The organism is Arthrobacter sp. Leaf337 (genome assembly GCF_001423745.1).
Lineage (GTDB): Bacteria > Actinomycetota > Actinomycetes > Actinomycetales > Micrococcaceae > Arthrobacter.
Window position 1 is genome coordinate 203603 of the sequence record NZ_LMPC01000026.1, and the last position, 20485, is coordinate 224087.

The following is a 20485-nucleotide window of genomic DNA, read 5'->3' on the forward strand; positions in this document are numbered from 1 at the left end:
GAGAAAAACCTTCGGGCTTAGAGCTGGTAGTCCACTACCAGCGGGGCGTGGTCGGAGAAGCGGGTGTCCCATGACGGAGCCCGGTCCACCACTGCCGAAATTGCAGCGGCAGCGAGGGCGGGGGTGGCCATGTGGTAGTCGATGCGCCAGCCTGTGTCGGTGTCAAAGGCCTTGCCGCGCTGGGACCACCAGGTGTAGGGGCCTTCTACGTTTCCCGCCCGGCCCCTGTGGACATCCCTCCATCCGATTTCATCGCCAAAGAAGCGGTCAAAGTAGGCGCGTTCCTCCGGGAGGAAACCGGCGCGCTTCACATTGCCCTTCCAGTTCTTGATATCCAGCTCCGTGTGGCCAACATTCAGGTCACCCACCACGAGGGCATGGTCGCTGTGCTTTGCCAGCTCCGGAAGGCGGGTGGTCATGACGTCCAGGAACCGGAATTTGTCGTCCTGCTTCGGGGTCCCGGCCTCACCGGAGTGAACGTAGGCGCTCACTACGGTCAACTGGGCGGCAGCACCGGCGGCATCCCTGACGCGGAAATCCGCCTCCACCCAGCGTCCGGCGGTGGCAAAGTAATCGTCGCCGATGTGGGAGCGGGTAGCCAGCGGTTCCTCGCGGGAGGCAATGGCCACGCCCGCGCGGCCCTTGGCCTCGGCTTCCTCGTGCAGGATGAACCAGCCGTCGCCCAGGAGTTCGCGGACGATCTTGTCCGGTGCCCTGACCTCCTGCAAGCAGAGGATGTCCACCTCGCGCGGCTCAAGCCACTCCGCCATACCGTTCCGGTAGGCAGCGCGGAGGCCGTTGACGTTTACTGATGCGATACGAAGGTGGTCCTTCTTCAATGCCGAGATCACCCGCTCCACTCTAGTCGATGATGGTTCCGCTGACCGGTTCGTCAGCGCCACCGGAGGACTTGATCATGTCCCTGGCGTTGGTGGCGGTGATTTCGATGGTCTCCAGTGCGCGGCGGATGGTGTCATGGTCCGATGCTGCGCCCTTGGCCCGTTCCTGCTCGACGACGCGCACCTGGACCTGGACGATCTTGAAGGAATGGTCCAGTTTCATGTCCCGGACTTCGTCGGCTTCGCTACGCGACCGGACCAGTCGTGTGCCGCCGTGATCGGCGCTGCCGGACGACGGCGCCCGGCCGGTGGCTGCATTGAAGGCGTTCTGCGCTTCGTTGAGTTTGACGGTCGCCTTCTTGGCCGCCTTCTGGATGCTGAAGACGACGAACGCTGCCAGCGCGAGCCAGAAGCCGGCGATGATCGCCACCACCCAGCCCACGACGTCGTTCTGGTTGGCAGCAAAGATGACGGCCACAACGAAGGCGACGACAAACACCATCATTCCCGGACCGCTGATACGCAGCATGGAGAACCCGCCCTTGGCCGGGTTGGACGCAGAGTGAGGGTTACCCAAAGTTCGCATGGGTCCATTGTCTCAAACGCCGGAGCAGGAAAATGGACGCTTCCACCCCGGGCGAACGTTATTTCAGGAACAGCTTGCGCAGGCGGCCGGCCGTGAGCATGACCCCCAGCACGATCATCACCAGGTAATACCCGATGTGGATGGCCGTGGCAGGGGTGAAGATTCCCACGCTGATCTGCCGGAGCAGTTCCACACCGTGCCACAGCGGCATTGCCTGGATCAGCCACTGGATGGACTGCGGGTAGACGCTGAGCGGGTAGAACGTGGCACTGAAGAGGAACATCGGCAGCATCACGAAGTTGATCCAGTCCATCTGCTGGAACGTCTTCATGAAGCTCGTGATCCCCATGCCGAAGCTCGCGAAACCGAAGGCGATCAGCACCGAGGCCGGAATCATGAGGATGGCCCATGGCGTGGTGATCAGTCCCATAACGCCCATGACTGCGGTGAATCCGGTGGCGTAGAGCAGGCCCCGCAGCAATGCCAGGAAGATCTCCCCCATGGCCACGTCCAGCGGACCCAGTGAGGTGTAGAGCATTCCCTGGTACAGCTTGGCGAAGTTCATCTTGAAGAAGACATTCCACGTGGAGTCGTACACGGCGCCGTTCATCGCGGACACGGCGAGGAGCGCCGGCGCAATGTAGGCGGCGTAGCTGATCTCCTGGCCGCCGGGTCCGTGGACGGCGCCCACGATGGCCCCCAGGCCCACGCCCATCGAGATCAGGTACAACACCGGCTCGAAGAAGCCCGAGAGCATCACCATCCAGTTGCTGCTCTTCGTGGCCATCAGCCCGCGGGCAATGACAGCCCTGACGTTCCGGGAGTACATCGGCCCGAAATGGCGGTTCCGCGCGGCCTCGGTCACGCTGTGGCCGCCCGGGTTGTGACTTTCAGACAGAATGCTCATTGCCCCAGCCTCCTGACGAACTGGCGTTTTGTCAGCAGCCACCCCGCCACGGCGAGGCCTACCAGGAACACGATGTGCAGCATGGTCAGCAACGGCGACTCGTCATAGCCGTAGCTGAAGACACGGCCCAGCTCAGTGCCGTGCCAGATCGGAGAAATCCAGCCGATCCAGCGCACCACGAGCGGCAGGGAATCGAGCGGGAAGAACGTTCCGGAGAACAGGAACAACGGGGTCACAATGAACCGCATCACCATGGCAAACTGGCCCTTGTCCTCCTTGATGGAGGCGGCATACGCCATCAGGGGAAGGCCGAAGGAGAGCCCGGCGAGGGTGGCCACCAGGACGGATACCCAGCCCCAGCCGCTGGGTGACGCACCGAAGAGGGCCACCACCGCGAAGTAGATGGCCGACTGCAGCAGGAACCTGAGGGTCACGGCCATGATGTGGCCCGCGGCGATTTGCTCAGGCGTGAGCGGGGACGCGTGCGGGCCGTAGTACACCCGCCGCCACTTGAACCCGTCCATCACCGGGAACGTGAATTCATTGGCCGCTGTCATAACCGCCGCAGAGATCAGCAGTGCCGGGGCGATGAAGGCGAGGTAGCTGACCCCGCCGAACACTCCTTCGCTGCTCGTGTCCACCAGCGTGGCCAGGCCCACCCCCATGGCAAACAGGTAGGCCACAGGCTGGCCCACGCCGTACATCACGATGGTCCAGCCGTAGCTCTTCATGACGCGGAGGACCTGCTCCGCGTAGTAGAAGGCTCCCCAGCGGCGGGCGCGGGCCGCTGACACAGCTGGCGAGTGGGCGCGCAGCACGGAAGGTCCGCGGCCGCCTGCGTCCGCCACGGACGGCGAAGGCTGCTCAGTCAACGAGGCTCCTGCCGGTGAGGCGGAGGAAAACATCCTCCAGGGACGACCGGCGCACCAGTGAGGTGACCGGCCGGAGTCCGCGGGCCGACACCTGCTCCAGGGCCGCCTCGCCGTCGTGCGCGTAAATCAGCACCCGGTCCGGAAGCGTCTCCAGCCGTTCGCCAATGCCTTCGAGCTCAGCGCCGATGGTGGCGTTGCGTTCCGATCCGAAGCGAAGCTCCAGGACTTCCCGGGTGGAGTACTCGCGGATGAGGCTGGCCGGCGAGCCCTCGGCCATGATGCGTCCTTTGTCCACCACGATGAGGCGGTCGCACAGCTGTTCCGCCTCGTCCATGTAGTGCGTGGTGAGGATGAGCGTGACGCCCTGCTCCTTAAGCCGGAACAGCCTGTCCCAGAGGATGTGCCGGGCCTGCGGGTCCAGGCCCGTGGTGGGCTCGTCCAGCAGCAGGATCCGGGGTTCGTTGATCAGCGAGCGCGCGATGGTCAGCCGCCGCTTCATACCGCCGGAGAGCGCGTCCACCTTGGATTTCGCCTTGTCCGTCAGCTGGGCGAACTCCAGCAGCTCATCGGCCTTGGGCCGGAGGTAGCTCATGGGCAGTCCGAAGTAGCGGCCGTAGACCAGGAGGTTGTCGCGGACCCTGAGTTCCTCGTCGAGGTTGTCCTGTTGCGGCACAACACCGAGGTGGGCGCGGACTTCCGGCCCGTGGCTTTCCGGATCCAGCCCCATGATGGACAGGCTTCCGGACGTGCGCTGGGAGACGCCGCCGATCATCTTCATGGTGGTGGACTTGCCGGCACCGTTGGGACCAAGCAGGCCGAAGGCCTCACCGGCGGGAACGCTGAAGGAAATGCCGTCGACGGCGGTGACGTCGCCGTACGTCTTGGTGAGGTTTTCGGCGGTGATGACGTACTGCATCTGGTCGCCCTGGGGCTGGCTGCGGGATTGTTGGCTTGAGAGTTCTTCGTTGGACACAAGTTCAGGCACTCACCCCACGTTAGTACGCACGTTCGAACAAATAAAGAGTTCGATCTCAAAAAATCCATTCGATTTTGTCGCGTCGGCCGCGGACCCGGCGACCCGCAATCGGGGCCGCCGGAACCCGCCTACTTTTCCTCGCCGCGCAGGACCTGCAGGCGCTGTCGGTACTCCGTCTCATCGATTTCGCCGCGCGCGTAGCGTTCCCGGAGCACCCCTTCGCCGCCCTGCCGGGCAGCCCAGCGGTGGTTAGTCCGCCAAGTGCGCCGGGCAACGAAGATTAGCAGGCCTATCACCAGGATCCAGAACAGCGGGAACAGCAGGAACCAGGGTGAGAAGCCGCCGTCGTACCACGGCGCGTGGGCGGGGACGGTCCCAAAAGCAGTGCTTATTGCAGTCAGCATGTCAGCTCCAGACTCTCTCTGCGAGCCGGATTTCGGCTCCGCTTCAAGTCTGGTTTCGGCGCGCTGCGCCGTCGTCCGGCGGCGGGAGGCACTTGCGGCGTACGCCCTACTACCCGGGGAGGCAGCCGGGTTCCTTAGATGCTCCAGCCGGGGCGGACCAGGCCCGACTCATAAGCCAGCACCACCAGCTGAGCGCGGTCGCGTACCTGCAGCTTGGTCATGATCCGGGAGACATGGGTCTTGGCGGTCAGCGGCGTGATGAAGAGCCGCCCGGCGATCTCCGCGTTGTTCAGTCCCTCCCCCACCAGCCGGAGCACTTCCCGTTCGCGTTCGGTAATCCGGTCCAGTGCGGCGTCGGACGGCTTGCCTGTCGCATAGGACTGCACGGCCAGCTGGGCCATGATCCGGCGGGTCACCGACGGCGACAGGAGGGCGTCGCCGTCGTGCACCACGCGGACCGCTCGGAGCAGTTCCTCCGGTTCTGTGTCCTTGACCAGGAAGCCGGCGGCACCGGCGCGCACAGCCTCGGCGATGTACTCGTCAAGTTCGAAGGTGGTGAGGATGATGACCCGCGTTCCGGGAAGCGCCGGGTCGGCCAGGATCGTGCGCGTCGCCTCGAGCCCGTCGCCCTGCGGCATGCGGATGTCCATCAGCACGACGTCGGGCCTCTCGCGGGCGGCCAGCCTCACGGCGTCGTCGCCGCCAGCCCGGGTTGAGCGGCAGGAACCGCACGCTGCCGCCCAGCGCAGCGGCGCGTTCCCGCATCCCCCGCAGCCCGTTGCCTTCCGGTGCCCCGGCAGCTCCGCGGCCGTCGTCGTCGACCGTAACGGTGAGGCGTCCGGCGTCGGGTCCGTCCGCCGGAATTTCAACCACGACGGCGGTGCTGCGGGCTCCGGCGTGCCTCACCACATTGGTGAGGGCCTCCTGCACGATACGGTACGCGGCCTCTTCGGCTGCGGCGGGCGGCCCGCCGGTGCCGGGATCCGTCCGGATGTCCAGCTTCACGTCCAGTCCCGTGCGCCGCGCGTTCTCGGCGAGCTCGGGCAGTTTACGCAGCCCGGGACCCGATGCAGGGCGGAGCGGCGCGTCATCCCGGAGCACGCCCAGCAGCTGGCGGACTTCGTCCAGTGACTCTTTGCTGGCCGATTTAATGGCTTCCAGGGCGGGACGGAACTGTTCCGGGTCCCGGTCCCCCAGGTGCAGCGCCACTGATGCGCGGACGTTGATGAGGGACAGGGAATGCGCCACAACGTCATGGATATCCCGGGCCAGGGCGAGCCGGTATTCGTCCCGGGCGGCCAGCTCCCGGGACTCGCGCTGCCGCCGCCTTTCGGCCACGCGCTCGTGGCGGAACCTGGCACCCTCCCCCAGCAGCACCAGGATCACCAGCCAGGACGTTCCGGCGACGGCGCGGATCAGGGCGCCTTCGTCCCCGCTGGCCATAAAGAAGGCAGCCAGCGCCGCCGCGCAGGTCCCGGCCACGGTCCAGGTCTGCCAGCGTCGTCCGGCGGCCGCCGAGAAGACGATGGCCAGCGCCAGGGACAGCAGGACAGGACCCCACGGGTAGCCTGCGGCAAGGTAGAGGATCGTCGCCGCAGCAGCCGCAGGCAACATCACGCCGGGCCAGCGCCGGCGCAGGGACAGCGCCGCCGGGCCGGCGAGAAGCAGCACGAAAGCCAGCACGTCAAGGGGCCGGTGCTCGGGCTGCCGCGCAGCGGCGAAGACTGTGCCCACGACCTGGACAACGGCCACGGCGATCACCACGAAGGCGGTGGGCGGACCCTGGAATCGGCGCGGCATACTCCGAGCCTAGCGGCGGCGGCGTACCCGCGTCGTCCGCTTAACGGCGCAGGGCGCCTACTCCCGCGGGAGTAGGCGCCCTGCCTGCATTCCGTGTAGCTTAGGCGACGCCCGCGTGGCGTTCCGCCGCAGCTTTGCGTTCCGCGGCTTCGACCACGTTGGTCATCAGCAGGGCCACGGTCATGGGACCCACGCCGCCGGGGTTCGGCGAGATCCAGCCGGCCACCTCGGCAGCTGCGGGATCGATGTCGCCATGGACCTTGCTTTTGCCCGTCTCGGGATCGGTTTCACGGGTGACACCAACGTCGAGCAGCGCCGCGCCCGGCTTCACGTCCGAAGCCTTGACGATGTGCTTGGCACCCGCCGCGCCCACAATGACGTCCGCCAGCCGCAGCAGCTCCGAGAGGTTCTCGGTGCCGGTGTGCGTCAACGTGACGGTGGCGTTCACTGCCCGCCGGGTCAGCAGCAGGCCGATCGTGCGGCCGATCGTGACACCACGGCCCACCACCACAACGTGTTTGCCGGCCAGGTTGTATCCGTTGCGTTCCAGGAGCTCAATGACGCCGCGGGGCGTGCATGGCAGCGGCGAGGTGATCTCACCGTTGACGTTGAGCACCAGCCTGCCGAGGTTGGTCGGGTGCAGGCCGTCTGCATCTTTGGCGGGGTCGATCCGCTCGAGGATTGCGTCGGTATCCAGGTGCTTGGGCAGTGGCAGCTGCACGATGTACCCATGGCAGGCGGGGTCCGCATTGAGTTCATCAATGAGGTCCTCAACCTGGGCCTGGGTCGCATCGGCCGGAAGCTCACGCTGGATCGAGTTCATCCCGATCTCCACAGACTGCTTGTGCTTCATGGACACGTACAGCTGCGAGGCAGGGTCCGCGCCAACGAGCACTGTGGCAATGCCCGGGGTGACGCCGCGGGCCTGCAGTGCCGCGACACGCTCGGTCAGCTCGGATTTGATGGCGGCTGCAGCTGCCTTGCCGTCAAGGATTTTCGCGGTCTGCGCCATGGACGGGTTCACCACTGTTCGTGCTGCGGGTAGAGCGGGAAGTCGGCGGCGAGCTTGTCCACGCGGGCCTGCAGGGCCTCGATATCGGTGGCGGAGCCGGCCTTCAGGGCGGTGGCGATGATCTCGGCCACCTCGGTGAATTCCTCGGCGCCGAAGCCGCGGGTGGCCAGTGCCGGGGTACCGATGCGCAGGCCGGAGGTGACCATCGGCGGGCGGGGGTCGAACGGAACAGCGTTGCGGTTCACGGTGATTCCCACGGAGTGCAGGAGGTCCTCTGCCTGCTGGCCGTCCAGCTGCGAGTTGCGCAGGTCCACCAGGACCAGGTGCACATCGGTGCCGCCGGTGAGCACGGAGACGCCTGCTTCTGCGACGTCAGCCTGGTTCAGGCGGTCGGCGATGATCTTGGCGCCCTCGAGGACGCGCTCCTGGCGCTCCTTGAACTCAGCGGTGCCGGCGATCTTGAAGGCAACGGCCTTTGCGGCGATGACGTGCATGAGCGGTCCGCCCTGCTGGCCGGGGAAGACGTTGGAGTTGAGCTTCTTGGCCCATTCCTGCTTGGCCAGGATCACACCGGAGCGGGGGCCTGCGAGGGTCTTGTGCACCGTGGAGGTGACGACGTCGGAGTACGGCACCGGGCTCGGGTGCAGGCCCGCGGCCACCAGGCCGGCGAAGTGGGCCATGTCGGTCCAGAGCAGCGCGCCGACTTCATCGGCGATCGAGCGGAAGGCTGCGAAGTCCAGGTGGCGCGGGTAGGCGGACCAGCCGGCGATGATGACCTGCGGCTTCTCGGCGATGGCCTGCTCGCGGAGCTTGTCCATGTCGATGCGGAAGTTGTCCTGCTCCACCTGGTAGGCAGCCACGCTGTAGAGCTTGCCGGAGAAGTTGAGCTTCATGCCGTGCGTCAGGTGGCCGCCGTGAGCCAGGGACAGGCCCAGGATCTTGTCACCGGGGGTGATCATGGCGGACAGTGCGGCGGCGTTGGCCTGGGCGCCGGAGTGCGGCTGGACGTTGGCGTACTCTGCGCCGAACAGGTCCTTGACGCGGTCAATCGCCAGCTGTTCAGCGATGTCCACGTATTCGCAGCCGCCGTAATAGCGGCGGCCCGGGTAACCCTCGGCGTACTTGTTGGTCAGGACGGAGCCCTGGGCTTCCATGACGGCGCGCGGGGCGAAGTTTTCCGAGGCGATCATTTCCAGGGTGCCGCGCTGGCGGCCAAGCTCCTGGTCCAGTACTGCGGCGATCTCGGGGTCGAGCTCCGCCAACGGCAGGTTGCTGACGGTGGAGGAAGTGCTAACGGAAGTCGGAGAAGTAGTCACGAATAACTCCTGGCTAGGGATGGGCGCTGCTAAGGTCAGGCTACCGGCTGTGACGTTGCCCGGCCCCTTGATTACGGGGAAACCCGGTGAGGGCAACCCGCTTGAGGGCAGGACATCGCAGAGGAACGGCAGCGGTTAAACTGCCGGCCGGCAAAACATGACCCTCGGCCCAGGCGTACGATCCGTGGTCTTCGTCAATGCCGCTCCCTGATGGTTAGCCATCCAACGCCAGTTGCGACCGGATAAGCCTATCAAAACCTTTCCGAATCCCGTCGGAATCCCGCGTGAATCCCGTCCGAGTCCTGTCCGAATCGCGTTGAGAGCGCTGCCTCCGGCGCGGGTAGGCTGTTATTCGTGACTGAAGACCAGCTGACCTCCGCTTATGTTCTGACCCTCTCCTGCCCGGACCGGCCCGGCATCGTGCATGCCGTGGCGGGAGCATTGCTCGTGGCCGGCTGCAATATTACGGACTCGCAGCAGTATGGAAGCCACGCAACCGGCACGTTCTTCATGCGCGTCGAAGCCACCACGGACGCGTCGCAGGCAGAAGTCCACGCCGCGCTGCAGCCCGTGACGGAGGCCTTCGGCATGCAGTGGAGCCTCAACCCCGCCGGCCGGAAGGTCCGCACGCTGCTGATGGCGAGCAAGTCGGCGCACTGCCTCAACGACCTCCTGTTCCTGCAGCGCTCCGGCACGCTGCCCATCGAGATCCCCGCCATCGTGTCCAACCACCAGGACCTGGCCGGGCTGGCGGAGTTCTACGGCATTCCCTTCCACTACATCCCGGTCACTGCGGACACCAAGGTCCAGGCAGAGGACCAGCTGCGCAAGATCATCGCGGAGCAGGACATCGAGCTGACCGTCCTGGCCCGCTACATGCAGATCCTGTCCAACGAGCTCTGCACGGAGCTCACCGGCAAGGCCATCAACATCCATCACTCCTTCCTGCCGTCCTTTAAGGGTGCCAGGCCGTATCACCAGGCCCATGCCCGCGGCGTCAAGCTGATCGGCGCCACGGCGCACTACGTCACGGCCGCCCTGGACGAAGGGCCCATCATCGAACAGGAAGTCATCCGCGTGGACCACCGCCGCACCGCGGAACAGTTCGTGCAGATGGGCCGCGATGTGGAAGGCCGCACCCTGGCCCAGGCCGTCCAGTGGCACGCCGAGCACCGCGTGCTGCTGGACGGCAACCGCACCGTCGTCTTCAACTAGGGTCGGGCAGGACGTGGCGCCGGCCATGGAGGAGTCCGGAACCCTGGGGCGCAGCGGCGAGGACCGGCTGGCAGCGTTCTACAACCAGCGCGCCCTCCTTCATCCGGAGCATCCCCTGACTCCGCAGCGGGTGCAGCAGCGGGAACGGTTCATCGCCCGGTTGAAGGCCGAAGGCAGGCACGCCGTACTGGAAATCGGCTCCGGCGGGGGCCTCGACGGCCTCAAGTTCGTCCAGGCCGGCGTCCATTACACGGGTGTGGACCTCTCCGAGGAACAGGTGCGGCTGGCTACGTCCAAGGGGCTGAATGTCTCGGTCGCGAGTGTGCGGAGCCTGCCCTTCGCCGACGGCGTTTTCCCGGCACTGTGGACCATGAGCACGCTGCTGCACATCCCCAACAAGGACATCGACGACGTCGTCCGTGAACTCGTGCGGGTGGCCGCGCCGGGGGCGCCGATCGCCGTCGGGCTCTGGTCCGGTGACGATGAAGAGGTCCTCAACCCCGAAGACGAGATCCAGCCGCCGCGCTTTTTCAGCCGCCGCAGCGACGCGGCGCTCCAACGGATCTTCGGCCGGCACGGCGAGATTGAGGAATTCGTGACGTGGCCGGAAGGCACGGGCGCGGAGTCCGGGCCGGGTGCCGGCCACTGGACGCAGCATTACCAGTTCCTGGTCCTCCGCACTCCCCCGCCCTGACCCAACTGACTAGCACTTAACGTCGCGGAATCCGCGATTGACGACGTTAAGTGCGAGTCAGTTGGGGAAGCGGGGAGGGTCTGCGCTCCCCGGCGGCCGCTGCCCATATATCCGCCCAGCAAAGCGCTCGCCATTAGGACGAGAGCCCCGACGCGCGCCAGGCCGACGCCGAGGTTGCGGCGGCCCCGGAGCCGCGCGGCCCAGGACCCGGCGAAAATCAGCACGACCGCACCATTCAAACCGGCATGGACGATGCCAACCCGCTTCGTTCCGCGGCCGGCCAACGCCCACTCGGCCCATCCGGTCAGTGCGGTGGGCGCCGCGGCCAGAACGCCAAGGCCCACCAGCCGGGTGGCCGCCCGCTGCGTCCCGGGGTCGGAGTACAGGTCCAGGTACATGGCCATGAACCATGCGCCGAATGGTGCGTCGGTCAGGATGCCGTGCAGCGGTATTCCGGTTGCATCGCCGTGCAGGAAGCTGCGAAGACGCCGGTTGCGGACCAGCCGGCCAGCCGGCGGCTCGACCGCACGGACAGCCGGGTCAAGGGCCTCCAGCTGCTCAATCCGCCGCATCAGCCGGCGGAACCGGCCGGGCACTCCGCCACCGTCCGGCCGCAGGTGAAGTCCTTGCAGCTGCAGCCCTGACGGGCCAAAATCCCGTAGTTCCATGGCCCCAATGGTAGTGAGACCCGTCGGCGGCGTCACTAGGTCACAAAGCCCGCCTGTGGAGCCTGCTTCCGAAGGCCGGCGCGAGCAGTGTCCTAGGCTGGGCACATGGCTCCTCTTTATCCTTTCGCCGGCACCAGCCCGGACGTCCACCCATCAGTCTTCGTCGCCCCCAGCGCCTCCGTGATCGGCAAAGCCACCCTCGCCGCGGACGCCAGCGCGTTCTACGGTGTCTCCGTGCGGGCCGACACCGCCGCCATCACCGTTGGTGAGGGCAGCAACCTGCAGGACAATGTTGTGCTGCATGCCGACCCGGGATTCCCGTGCAGCGTCGGGGCCCGCGTCAGCGTCGGCCACAGTGCCGTGGTGCACGGCTGCACGGTCGAGGACGACTGCCTCATCGGCATGAGCGCCACCATCCTGAACGGTGCGGTGATCGGCGCCGGCTCCCTGGTGGCCGCCGGCGCCGTGGTCCTTGAAGGAACCGTCATCCCGCCCCGGTCATTGGTGGCCGGCGTCCCGGCGAAGGTCCGCCGTGAACTCACCGACGAGGAGTTCGACGGCGTGAAGCGCAACGCCGCCCACTACCGCGAGCTCGCGCAGGCGCACCGGGAGCTTCACGCCGGCTAACAGGGTCAGCAGCCCGGGCTAGTCCAGGCTGATCGGTCCCAGTGCGTCCAGCAGCTCGCCCGGTCCCGGGTTCCCGGCGGCTGACCGGCCGCCCAGGTGGTTCACCACGCCCCACACCGCGTTGAGGCCGGTGGTGACGGCGCCCTCGGCCCAACCGGCGGTGAAGGACACGTCATCGCCGGCCAGGAAGATCCCGCGCTGGGCTTCCGGCAGCTTGTCCTGCTTGAAGTGCGTGAACAGCCGCTGCTGGTAACGGTAGTGCCCGGGCAGGTTCGCCTTGAAGGCGCCCATGAAGTTGGGGTCCGCTTCCCAGGAGACGGTGATGGGCTGGCCGATGATGTGGCTGGCGATGTCCACGCCCGGGTAGATCTGCTCCAGGGAGTGCAGCATGAGCTCCACCCGCTGGTCGGCGTCGAGCGCCAGCCACTTCAGCGCGTCGTCGTTCCACGTGTAAGAGAGCAGGATGACGGCGGGCTTGTCCGGACCGTCGTCGAGCAGGTAGGTGGCGCGGTTCAGCCGGTCGGTCAGGGTCATGGACAGGACATCCCGGCCCGTAGCGGGATCGGTGTCCTTCCAGAACGGGCGGTCCACCATCACGAAGGTCTTGGAGGACTGCATGTAGTGCGAGCGCTCGATCGCCGTCCACAGCTCCGCCGGAAACAGTGCTTCCTCGGTGTGGATCCGGGTGGACAGCAGCCAGGACTGGCACGTGGTGACGACGGCGGGATAGCTCGCCTCCCGGCCCCAGCGTTCGCGCAGGCGCAGGTCGCCGTTGGCGTCCCGGCTGATGCGGTCCACGGCGCCCCTCGGGGAGCCTGAATGCAGCGACGCCAGTGACGTTCCTTCCGGCCAGTGGGCCATGCCCGACGGCGCGTGCTGCCACAGCGCCTCGGGGAGCCGCTGCGCTCCCCCGGCAATCAGGCGATGCTGGTCATCGGCGTCGGTATAGACGACGCGGAGGATTTCGAGGATCGAGTTGGGGAAGTCGGTATCCCAGCCGCCGGTGCCGAACCCCACCTGCCCGAATGCCTCTCGGTGCGCGAAGCCGGCCTTCTTGAAGGACTCGCTGGCCGCGATGAAGCCGTAGAACGTCTGTTCGTCCATCAGCGGCAGGAGTTCGTTCCAGATCTCCTTGATCCGGGCCGTGTCCCGCGCCCGGATGGCGTCCTGCATCTCACTGAAGCGGGCGCCGTCGTTCACTGCCGCTTTCCACGCGTCCGCCACTTCACGGAAGAACGGCGGCAGGTCCGCCGGCGTGCTCGCGTAGTGCTTCTGCCCGGCCAGTTCAATCACGGTGCTGGAGGTGACCGGGGCCAGCGGGTTGGGGAACTCCTGGGTCTGCAGGCCCAGCAGTTCCACGTAGTGGTAGAACGCCTTGCCGGACACCGGGAACCGCATGCCGCCGAGGTCCGCCACCACGCCGGGAGCCGACGGGAAGCTGGCAGTCCGCAGCCGGCCGCCAATCTGGTCGGCCTCGTACATGACCGGGCGTAGGCCCAGCTTCATCAGTTCGTAGGCCGTGACCAGGCCGGACAGGCCCGCGCCGACCACGGCCACCTGGGTGCCGTACAGCTCTGGCGGGACCGAGCCGAGGCCGTCCGGGTGCGCGAGGTAGTGGTCGTAGCTGAACGGGAAGTCCGGGTTCAGCATGGTGATGGGGGCGTCGGCAGCCCGGCCCGCGGCGGAGGCGGCTTCGGGGCCCGGGGCCGTAGCGGGGTTGTTGGCCGGCAGTTCGGTGGCGATGGTCATGAAAGGTCTGCCTTCGTCGGTTCGGGGGTGGACAGTGGTGAAGATTCGCGCCCGCTCAGTTCACGGTATTCCTCGTGGCCCAGCGCCGCCACCCTGGAGTGCTTCCGGCCGTAGCCGAAGTAGGCTGCGAGGCCCACTAGCATCCAGATGCCGAACACGGCCCAGGTGTCGGCGCCGAGGTTGGCCATAAGGTACGCACACATAAGCGCGCCGAGGATGGGGGTCAGCGGGAACAGCGGCACGCGGAAGGTGCGCTTGAGTTCGGGCCGGTTGCGGCGCAGGTAGATGACGGCCACGTTGACCAGGGCAAAGGCGAACAGGGTGCCGATGCTGGTGGCGTCCGCCAGGTCACCGAGCGGAACCAGCCCGGCCGTGAGGGCCACGAGGACGCCCACGATCACGGTCCCGGCAACCGGGGTGCCGGTGCGGGAGGAGACGCGGCCGAAGATCCTGGGGATGAGGCCGTCGCGGGACATGGAGAGCAGGATGCGGGTCTGGCCGTAGAGGACGGTCAGGACGATGCTGGCGATGGCCAGCACGGCGCCGACGGCGAAGACCAGGGCGATCCACGGCTGGCCTGTGGTTTCCTCGAGGATTTTCACCAGGGCGGCCTCGGTGCCGTCGAACCAGCCCCAGGGACGGGCGCCGATGGCGGCGACAGCCACGAGGACATAGATGGTGGTGACGATCACCATGGAAAGCATGATGGCGCGCGGCAGGTCCCTTTTGGGATTGCGCGCTTCCTCGCCGGCCGTGGAGGCTGCGTCGAAGCCGATGTAGGAAAAGAAGACCGTCGAGGCGGCGGCCGAGACGCCTGCCGCGCCCATCGGCAGCAGCGGCTCGAAGTTGCCGGCGTTGAAGGCCGTGAATGCGACGGCGCAGAAGAAGAGGAGGATGCCTACCTTGATCACCACGATCGCGGTGTTGATCCAGGCGCTCTCCCTGGCCCCGCGAACCAGCAGGATCGTCGCGAGGACCACGATGACCATGGCCGGGATGTTCATGATGCCGCCGTCACCGGGCGGCTGCGAGACGGCATCCGGCAGGACCTGCCCGAACACCGCGAGGGTCTCGTTCACGTACTGGCCTGCACCGACGGCCACGGCGGCCACCGACACCGCGTACTCCAGCACGAGGCACCAGCCGCAGATCCAGGCCATGCCTTCGCCCATCGTGGCGTAGGTGTAGGAGTAACTGGAGCCCGCCACCGGGACCAGGCCGGCCATTTCGGCGTAGGACACGGCCGAGAGCAGGGCGGCGAGCCCGGCGATGGCGAACGAAATCCAGATGGCGGGACCGGCCAGCGGCACGGATTCGCCGAGGATGACCAGGATGCCGGTTCCCAGCGTGGCCCCGACGCTGATCATGGTCAGCTGCAGAACTCCGAAGCTGCGGACCAGCTTGGTGCCGCCATGGCCGTTGTCGGCCTCGCTGACCATTTGGCCGATCGGCTTGCGGCGCAGCAGTTGTGCAGCCAGGTCCGGACGGCGGGCAGCTGCCGGCGGCCGGCCGGTGAGTGTAGGCACAGTCATCATTGACGTCCGTTCGTGAGTAGTTAGCGGCTTTCCCCTGGTACAGCTTAGGTTTGTGAGCCACCTCTCATCGTTGTGCAAAATGACCTATAGTCTTCTGGCATGAGACTTAATGCACACACCGAGGGCACGCGGAACGCGGCGCTCACCGGACAGGTCAGCGTTGACCTTTCGGCCATCGCAGACAACATCCGCACTCTCCGCCAGCGCTCCGCGGCACCCCACTTCATGGCGGTGGTGAAGGGCAACGCCTACGGCCACGGACTTGTTGACGTCGCCCGGACGGCACTGTCGGCCGGCGCGGACTGGCTGGGAACGGCGCAGCTTCATGAGGCGATCGCCCTGCGCCGCGCAGGCATCACCGCTCCGGTACTGTCCTGGCTGTACCTCGCATCCGCCTCCAGCGAGACAATCCGGGAAGCGCTGGCGTACGACGTCGACGTGTCGCTGGGCAGCGTCGCCCAGCTCGACGTCGTGGCCGGCATCGCCCGCCAGCTGGGCCGTCCCGCCGTCGTCCATCTTGAACTGGACACGGGGCTGAGTCGCGGCGGGGCGCGGGCGGAGGACTGGGCGGAACTCGTCACCGCTGCCCGGGCGGCGGAGCGTGACGGCACGCTCTGCGTGCGCGGCGTCTGGACGCATCTGGCCTGGGCCGACGTTCCGGCACACCCGGCCAATCTGGCGGCGGTGGAGGCTTTCGAAGAAGCCGTCCGTGCGGCCAGGGCGGCGGGCCTGGAACCGGCTCTCCGGCACGTCTCGAGTTCGGCCAACATCCTTGACCGGCCGGAATTCGCCTTCGACATGGTGCGGGCCGGCCTGGCGTTCTACGGGCTGGCTCCGGCCGACCACCTGGCTCCGGCCGACTTCGGCCTGCGCCCCGCCCTGACGGTCACGGCCCCGGTGGTGCTGGTGAAGAAAGTGCCGGCCGGGACCGGCGTGAGCTACGAGCACCAGGCCATCACGCACGAGCCGCGGTATCTGGGGCTGATCCCGCTGGGCTATGCGGACGGGATCCCCAAGGGCATCACGGGCCGCAGCCTGATCCTCGTCGGGGGCCGCCGGGTTCCGGTGATCGGCAAGGTCTGCATGGACCAGTTCATGGTGGACCTGGGCCCGGATTCCCTGGGCGTGGCCGTTGGTGACACAGCTGTGCTATTTGGCGATCCGCGCACCGGGGCCGCGAGCGCCGATGACTGGGGCGCGGCGATCGGCAGCCACGGCGACGAGATCATCAACCGGATTGCCCCGCGCCTGCCGCGCGCCTACGAGTGCCCGGACTACCAGGAAGCCGGTGCTCCCGGTGGCGCCTGAGGCAGCCGTCGAGCGGCTCGGCTTCGTCACGCTGGAGCAGTTCCTGCAGAAGCTGCCGCCGGAGCTGAGAATACTCCACGACGGCGGCAACGGTGCCGGGATGCTCCGCTGGGTGGAGCCGAGCGAACTGGAGGATCCGACGCCCTACCTTCTCGACGGCGAGTTTATCCTCACCGCCGGGTTGCCGTTCCTCGGCGAGGGCGGCCGCGAGGGAAAGGTGGACGCCTATGTGCAGCGGCTGGTCGGCGCCGGGGTGGGGGCCCTGGGGTTCGGACTGGAGCCGTACTTCGACGCCGTGCCCGGGACCGTGCTGGCGGCATGCCGTCGCCACAACCTGACCCTGGTGGAGTTTCCCAGGACTGTTCCGTTTGCGGCGATCGGACTGGCGTTCTCGCAGCTGCTGGAGTCGGACAACGCCAGGGTGTTCCGGCAACTGGCGGACACCAACCGCCAGCTGATGCGGGCGGTCCTGTCGGCCAGGCCGGAGCACGAACTCCTGGCGGCGTTGGTGCAGCGGGTTCCGGTCTGGGCGCTGCTCGTCGGGGCCGACGGCAGGATCCGCGCCCGGGCCGCGGCCGACGGCGGAAGCGGCAACAGCAGCGGAACTGGCGCTGCCGGCCCGGCCGGCAACCAGTCCCCGCCCGCCGCCGTCGAACTCTCCGCTTTGCAGCCGCTGCTGAAACGGCTACTGGGCGGCAGCGGCCCCCGGGTTGAGATGGAGTCCCTCGAGGAACCGCGGCCGTCCACGGTGTTCGGCCACCCGCTCCGCAGCACCCGGGATGCCAACCTCGGCGCGCTGATCCTGGGCTCCGGCGGACCGCTCACGCCGGCCCAGAACAGCGTGGTGTCCTCGGTGGTGGGGCTCCTGGAACTGCTGGTGCGGCAGCGGACCAGCGGCTCGCTGGCACCCAGCCAGCTCGCGACCGCGCTGTTGCTGCATCCGGACAGCGTGGCCTCCGGCGGCACGAAGCACATCAACGGCCTCAAAGACCTCCTGGCGCAGAGCATCTCCTCCACGCGCTCGGCACACCTGCGGGTTGTCCAGGGTGTGAAAGCGGAACCCGGCGGTCCTGCGGGAGACAGCCCCGTCCGGGAACTCCTGCAGTGGCGCCGCATATTCGACACCAAGCTGGTGGAGATCACTGACTACGGTTTTGCCGCCATCACCCGCCTCAAGGTCGACGATGCCCTGCTGGCAGAGGCGGAGGAACTCGGCTGGCGCCTGGTGATCGGGGATGCCACCGAGTTCCAGGCCTTGGCGTCCGCGTACCGGCGGGTGACGTCGCTGCGCGCCCGGGTTCAGGCAACCGGCAGGAGCGCCCGCGTGGACGAGGTGACCTGGTCCGTGGCCGGACTGCTTGGCCGCGAGGCCGGGACCATGCTGGCGGCACGCCTGCTGGAGCCGGTTCTTGGCCAGGAGGATCCCGAGCGGCGCGCCGCCCAGCTGGCGGTGCTGCGGACGTGGCTCGGAGAGAACGGGAGCTGGGACGCCACGGCGAAAGCCCTGGGCTTGCACCGGAACAGCGTCCGCCGGCAGATCAACGCCGTGGCCGAGCTTCTGGAGACCGATCTCAACCAGGCCCAGGTCCGCGCGGAGCTCTGGTTCGCCCTTCAGTACGTGGACGAATCCCCGCCGGCAACGGAAGCCGCGCCCTCCCAGTCCGAGTAAAGCTCCGGCCGGCGCTCCCTGAGGTACGGCACGGCTTCCCGCGCGTTGCGGGCGCTGGCGGCGGACACCTCGGCGTACAGCAGTTCCGGCGCCGGTCCTGCAGCGGCCAGCAGGGAGCCGTCGGGACCGGCGATGACGCTGCCGCCCAGGAACTCACAGCCGTCTTCCTCCCCTGAGTGGTTGGCATAGGCCACGGTCAGCTGGCTCTCCAGAGCCCTTGCGCGCAGCAGGACCTGCGGGACGGAGTCGAATCCCCGGGACAGGGCCGTGGGAACCAGGAGCAGTTCTGCGCCGCGGACCGCGGCGGCACGAACGGCTTCGGGAAACTCGACGTCGTAGCAGATCACCATGGACGTTTTGATGCCCTGGAAGTCCACGACGGCGGGAGGTTCGGCGGCCGGGCTGAACGCCGTGCGCTCCTCCTCGCCAAACAAGTGGACCTTGGCGTAGTTCAGCACCTCGGCCCCTTCTCGGTCCACCAGCGTGGAGGTGATCTGCCACCGGCCGTCCGCGGTGACGGCGGGCAGGCTGTACACCAGGGCGATGCGATTCTTCCGCGCGATGCCGGCCAGCGTCCGGCGGATGGCCGGAAGGCTTGCGGGATCCAGTCCGGACCGGACCCGGAGGGGCGCATACCCCACGGGAAACAGCTCCGGGGTGAGCAGCACCCCCGCCCCGGCGGACGCGGCCGACCGGGCGGCGTCGTCAATTGCCCCGCAGTTGGTTTCCACATCAAGTACAGCGGCGTTCGCCTGCAGGAGTGCCAGCAGCACCGTTACCACCTCTATAGTCTCCGGGATGCCCGCGGGAAACGCGGGCCGCCTCTTCTTGCAGCCTCTTCCTACCAGCCTAGCGAGGGTGCAGACTGTGCCGTAGGTGCATTTCCGCCCGGAAACCGGGGCCCGCAGTGCGGAACGTCCGTGCGTGCGGCAAGGGTCCTGCAATGGCGCCTTGCGTTAACTTCTTGACTACAACGGTGCAGATGGTGCACGCTTCATTGCATGCCCTCATCACCGCGCTCAACGAGGAGCCGAACCAAGAACCCTGGTTCACAGTCCGCCCTGAGGCACCTGAACCAGCAACGGATCATCGAGTGCCTCCTGAACGGTCCATCAACCCAGGCGGAACTCGCCCGGCAGACCGGTTTGTCCACCGCCACGGTCTCCAACATCGTCAAGATCATGCAGGACGCCGGACTGGCGTCCACGGAGCCGATCACCAGCTCCGGCCGGCGTGCACTGAACGTCCGGCTCAACAGCAACGGGGCGGTCGCCGTGGGTATCGACTTCGGCCGGCGGCACCTCAGAGTGGTCCTCGCAACCCTGAGTTACCACATCATCGCCGAGGAATCCGTGCTGCTGCCATTAGGCCATCACGCCGACGAAGGCATCCGGGCCGCCGTCGAACTCCTTGCCAAACTGCTGGCGGAAAGCGGCGTGGAACGCAGCGCCATAGTAGGCGCCGGCGTCGGAATCCCGGGCCCCATTGACCGCCGGACGGGCACTGTGGCGCAGGGGGCCATCCTTCCCGAGTGGGTGGGCATCAACATCCTGCACTACCTTGAAGAGACCCTGAATTTCCCCGTGTTCATTGACAACGACGCCAACCTTGGCGCCCTGGCAGAGGTCACGTGGGGACCCCACAGCGGCATCAGCAACCTGATGTTCATGAAGATCGGCTCGGGCATTGGCGCCGGGCTGATCCTCAACGGCGCCCCGTACTACGGCAACGTGGGCATCACCGGCGAAATCGGCCACGCCACTATCCACGAGCACGGCCTCATCTGCCGCTGCGGGAACCGGGGGTGCCTGGAAACCATTGCTTCCACAACCACCATGATCGAGCTCCTCAGCCGCGGCGAGGAGAAACCGCTCAGCGCGGAGGACATCGTCCGCAAGGCGCTGGAGCGGGACTCCGCGACACTGCGTGTCATCGACGACGCCGGCCTGGCCGTAGGCCGTGCCCTGGGCAACGTGGCCAACCTCATCAACCCTGAAGTCATTGTGATGGGCGGTCCCCTGGCGGGGCTGGGAGACCTGCTCCTGGACCCCATCCGGCGGGGCCTGGTGCGCCACGCGGTGCCCGTCATCGGCGAGACCACAACGCTGACAATGTCCTCACTCGGCGACCGGGCGGAGGCCCTCGGGGCGGCCGCCCTCGTTTTCCAGCATGCGGGAATCCGCCGCTCCTGAACCTATTCGTTATCTGGCTGTTGCGTTAAAGACTTGACGACAACGGCTGTGATCAAGTTTACTTTTTCATCAGACGGCCCTGCGGTTTGCAGGGCGGACAACGAAGTCATGCATTG

At 67.1% G+C, this 20485-nt stretch carries 18 protein-coding genes and 2 pseudogenes; 6 read left to right on the forward strand and 14 right to left on the reverse strand.

The features are described from left to right. Positions 1–17: 17 nt before the first annotated feature. The 10 genes and pseudogenes from ASF98_RS17075 to glyA form a co-directional block, all read right to left on the reverse strand. On the reverse strand, positions 18–851 hold the full coding sequence (locus ASF98_RS17075) for an exodeoxyribonuclease III (RefSeq protein ID WP_055804384.1): 834 nt from the start codon (positions 849–851) through the stop codon (positions 18–20). Positions 852–861: 10 nt separating this feature from the next. Beyond that, positions 862–1425 (reverse strand): hypothetical protein, encoded by a 564-nt coding sequence (locus ASF98_RS17080; RefSeq protein WP_055804179.1) that lies wholly within the window; start codon positions 1423–1425, stop codon positions 862–864. Positions 1426–1483: 58 nt separating this feature from the next. Then, entirely contained in the window at positions 1484–2332 is an 849-nt protein-coding gene (locus tag ASF98_RS17085) for an ABC transporter permease (RefSeq protein ID WP_055804181.1), read from the reverse strand. Further along, entirely contained in the window at positions 2329–3204 is an 876-nt protein-coding gene (locus tag ASF98_RS17090; RefSeq protein WP_055804184.1) for an ABC transporter permease, read from the reverse strand. Before ASF98_RS17090 ends, ASF98_RS17085 begins: the two co-directional genes overlap by 4 nt. After that, positions 3197–4120, reverse strand: a complete 924-nt coding sequence (locus ASF98_RS17095) for an ABC transporter ATP-binding protein (protein WP_028270502.1) — start codon at positions 4118–4120, stop codon at positions 3197–3199. The genes ASF98_RS17090 and ASF98_RS17095 overlap by 8 nt, the downstream gene beginning before the upstream one ends. 188 nt (positions 4121–4308) lie before the next feature. Further along, positions 4309–4584 (reverse strand): SHOCT domain-containing protein, encoded by a 276-nt coding sequence (locus ASF98_RS17100; RefSeq protein WP_051628801.1) that lies wholly within the window; start codon positions 4582–4584, stop codon positions 4309–4311. Between the two features lie 134 nt (positions 4585–4718). Further along, positions 4719–5285: pseudogene (locus ASF98_RS17105) on the reverse strand (response regulator); the annotation flags it as partial. 40 nt (positions 5286–5325) lie between these two features. Then, a pseudogene (locus ASF98_RS25080) lies at positions 5326–6384 on the reverse strand (sensor histidine kinase); the annotation flags it as partial. Positions 6385–6484: 100 nt separating this feature from the next. Next, positions 6485–7396, reverse strand: a complete 912-nt coding sequence (locus ASF98_RS17120) for a bifunctional methylenetetrahydrofolate dehydrogenase/methenyltetrahydrofolate cyclohydrolase (protein WP_055804391.1) — start codon at positions 7394–7396, stop codon at positions 6485–6487. 8 nt (positions 7397–7404) lie between these two features. Then, on the reverse strand, positions 7405–8712 hold the full coding sequence (gene glyA, locus ASF98_RS17125) for a serine hydroxymethyltransferase (protein ID WP_055804193.1): 1308 nt from the start codon (positions 8710–8712) through the stop codon (positions 7405–7407). Positions 8713–9066: 354 nt separating this feature from the next. Here glyA and purU point away from each other — a divergent pair, with 354 nt between their 5' ends. Together purU and ASF98_RS17135 are read left to right on the forward strand one after the other, a co-directional pair. Continuing rightward, the gene (gene purU / locus ASF98_RS17130; RefSeq protein WP_055804196.1) at positions 9067–9927 is read left to right on the forward strand and encodes a formyltetrahydrofolate deformylase; all 861 of its coding nucleotides are present in this window, start codon (positions 9067–9069) and stop codon (positions 9925–9927) included. A gap of 25 nt (positions 9928–9952) precedes the next feature. Further along, positions 9953–10621 (forward strand): class I SAM-dependent methyltransferase, encoded by a 669-nt coding sequence (locus ASF98_RS17135; RefSeq protein ID WP_055804199.1) that lies wholly within the window; start codon positions 9953–9955, stop codon positions 10619–10621. Here ASF98_RS17135 and ASF98_RS17140 read toward each other — a convergent pair. Continuing rightward, positions 10585–11289: a DUF2231 domain-containing protein gene (locus tag ASF98_RS17140; protein ID WP_200939394.1), complete on the reverse strand. Its 705-nt coding sequence runs from the start codon at positions 11287–11289 to the stop codon at positions 10585–10587. The genes ASF98_RS17135 and ASF98_RS17140 overlap by 37 nt on opposite strands. Before the next feature lie 105 nt (positions 11290–11394). Between ASF98_RS17140 and ASF98_RS17145 the strand changes: the two genes are divergently transcribed. Then, positions 11395–11916 (forward strand): gamma carbonic anhydrase family protein, encoded by a 522-nt coding sequence (locus ASF98_RS17145; RefSeq protein WP_055804202.1) that lies wholly within the window; start codon positions 11395–11397, stop codon positions 11914–11916. Between the two features lie 18 nt (positions 11917–11934). Here the strand turns inward: ASF98_RS17145 and ASF98_RS17150 are convergent, their stop codons facing one another. Beyond that, entirely contained in the window at positions 11935–13665 is a 1731-nt protein-coding gene (locus ASF98_RS17150; RefSeq protein ID WP_200939395.1) for a flavin monoamine oxidase family protein, read from the reverse strand. Continuing rightward, on the reverse strand, positions 13662–15197 hold the full coding sequence (locus tag ASF98_RS17155) for an amino acid permease (protein WP_055804205.1): 1536 nt from the start codon (positions 15195–15197) through the stop codon (positions 13662–13664). The genes ASF98_RS17150 and ASF98_RS17155 overlap by 4 nt, the downstream gene beginning before the upstream one ends. Before the next feature lie 102 nt (positions 15198–15299). On the opposite strand from ASF98_RS17155, the gene alr reads away from it, so the two are divergent. Together alr and ASF98_RS17165 are read left to right on the forward strand one after the other, a co-directional pair. Next, the gene (alr, locus tag ASF98_RS17160) at positions 15300–16508 is read left to right on the forward strand and encodes an alanine racemase (protein ID WP_055804208.1); all 1209 of its coding nucleotides are present in this window, start codon (positions 15300–15302) and stop codon (positions 16506–16508) included. Then, complete coding sequence (locus tag ASF98_RS17165) at positions 16498–18177, forward strand: PucR family transcriptional regulator (RefSeq protein WP_055804397.1); 1680 nt, start codon at positions 16498–16500, stop codon at positions 18175–18177. The genes alr and ASF98_RS17165 overlap by 11 nt, the downstream gene beginning before the upstream one ends. Here ASF98_RS17165 and ASF98_RS17170 read toward each other — a convergent pair. Beyond that, on the reverse strand, positions 18120–18950 hold the full coding sequence (locus ASF98_RS17170) for a nitrilase-related carbon-nitrogen hydrolase (protein WP_055804398.1): 831 nt from the start codon (positions 18948–18950) through the stop codon (positions 18120–18122). The genes ASF98_RS17165 and ASF98_RS17170 overlap by 58 nt on opposite strands. 228 nt (positions 18951–19178) lie before the next feature. On the opposite strand from ASF98_RS17170, the gene ASF98_RS17175 reads away from it, so the two are divergent. Further along, positions 19179–20369 (forward strand): ROK family transcriptional regulator, encoded by a 1191-nt coding sequence (locus ASF98_RS17175; RefSeq protein WP_028270515.1) that lies wholly within the window; start codon positions 19179–19181, stop codon positions 20367–20369. Positions 20370–20485: the final 116 nt, after the last annotated feature.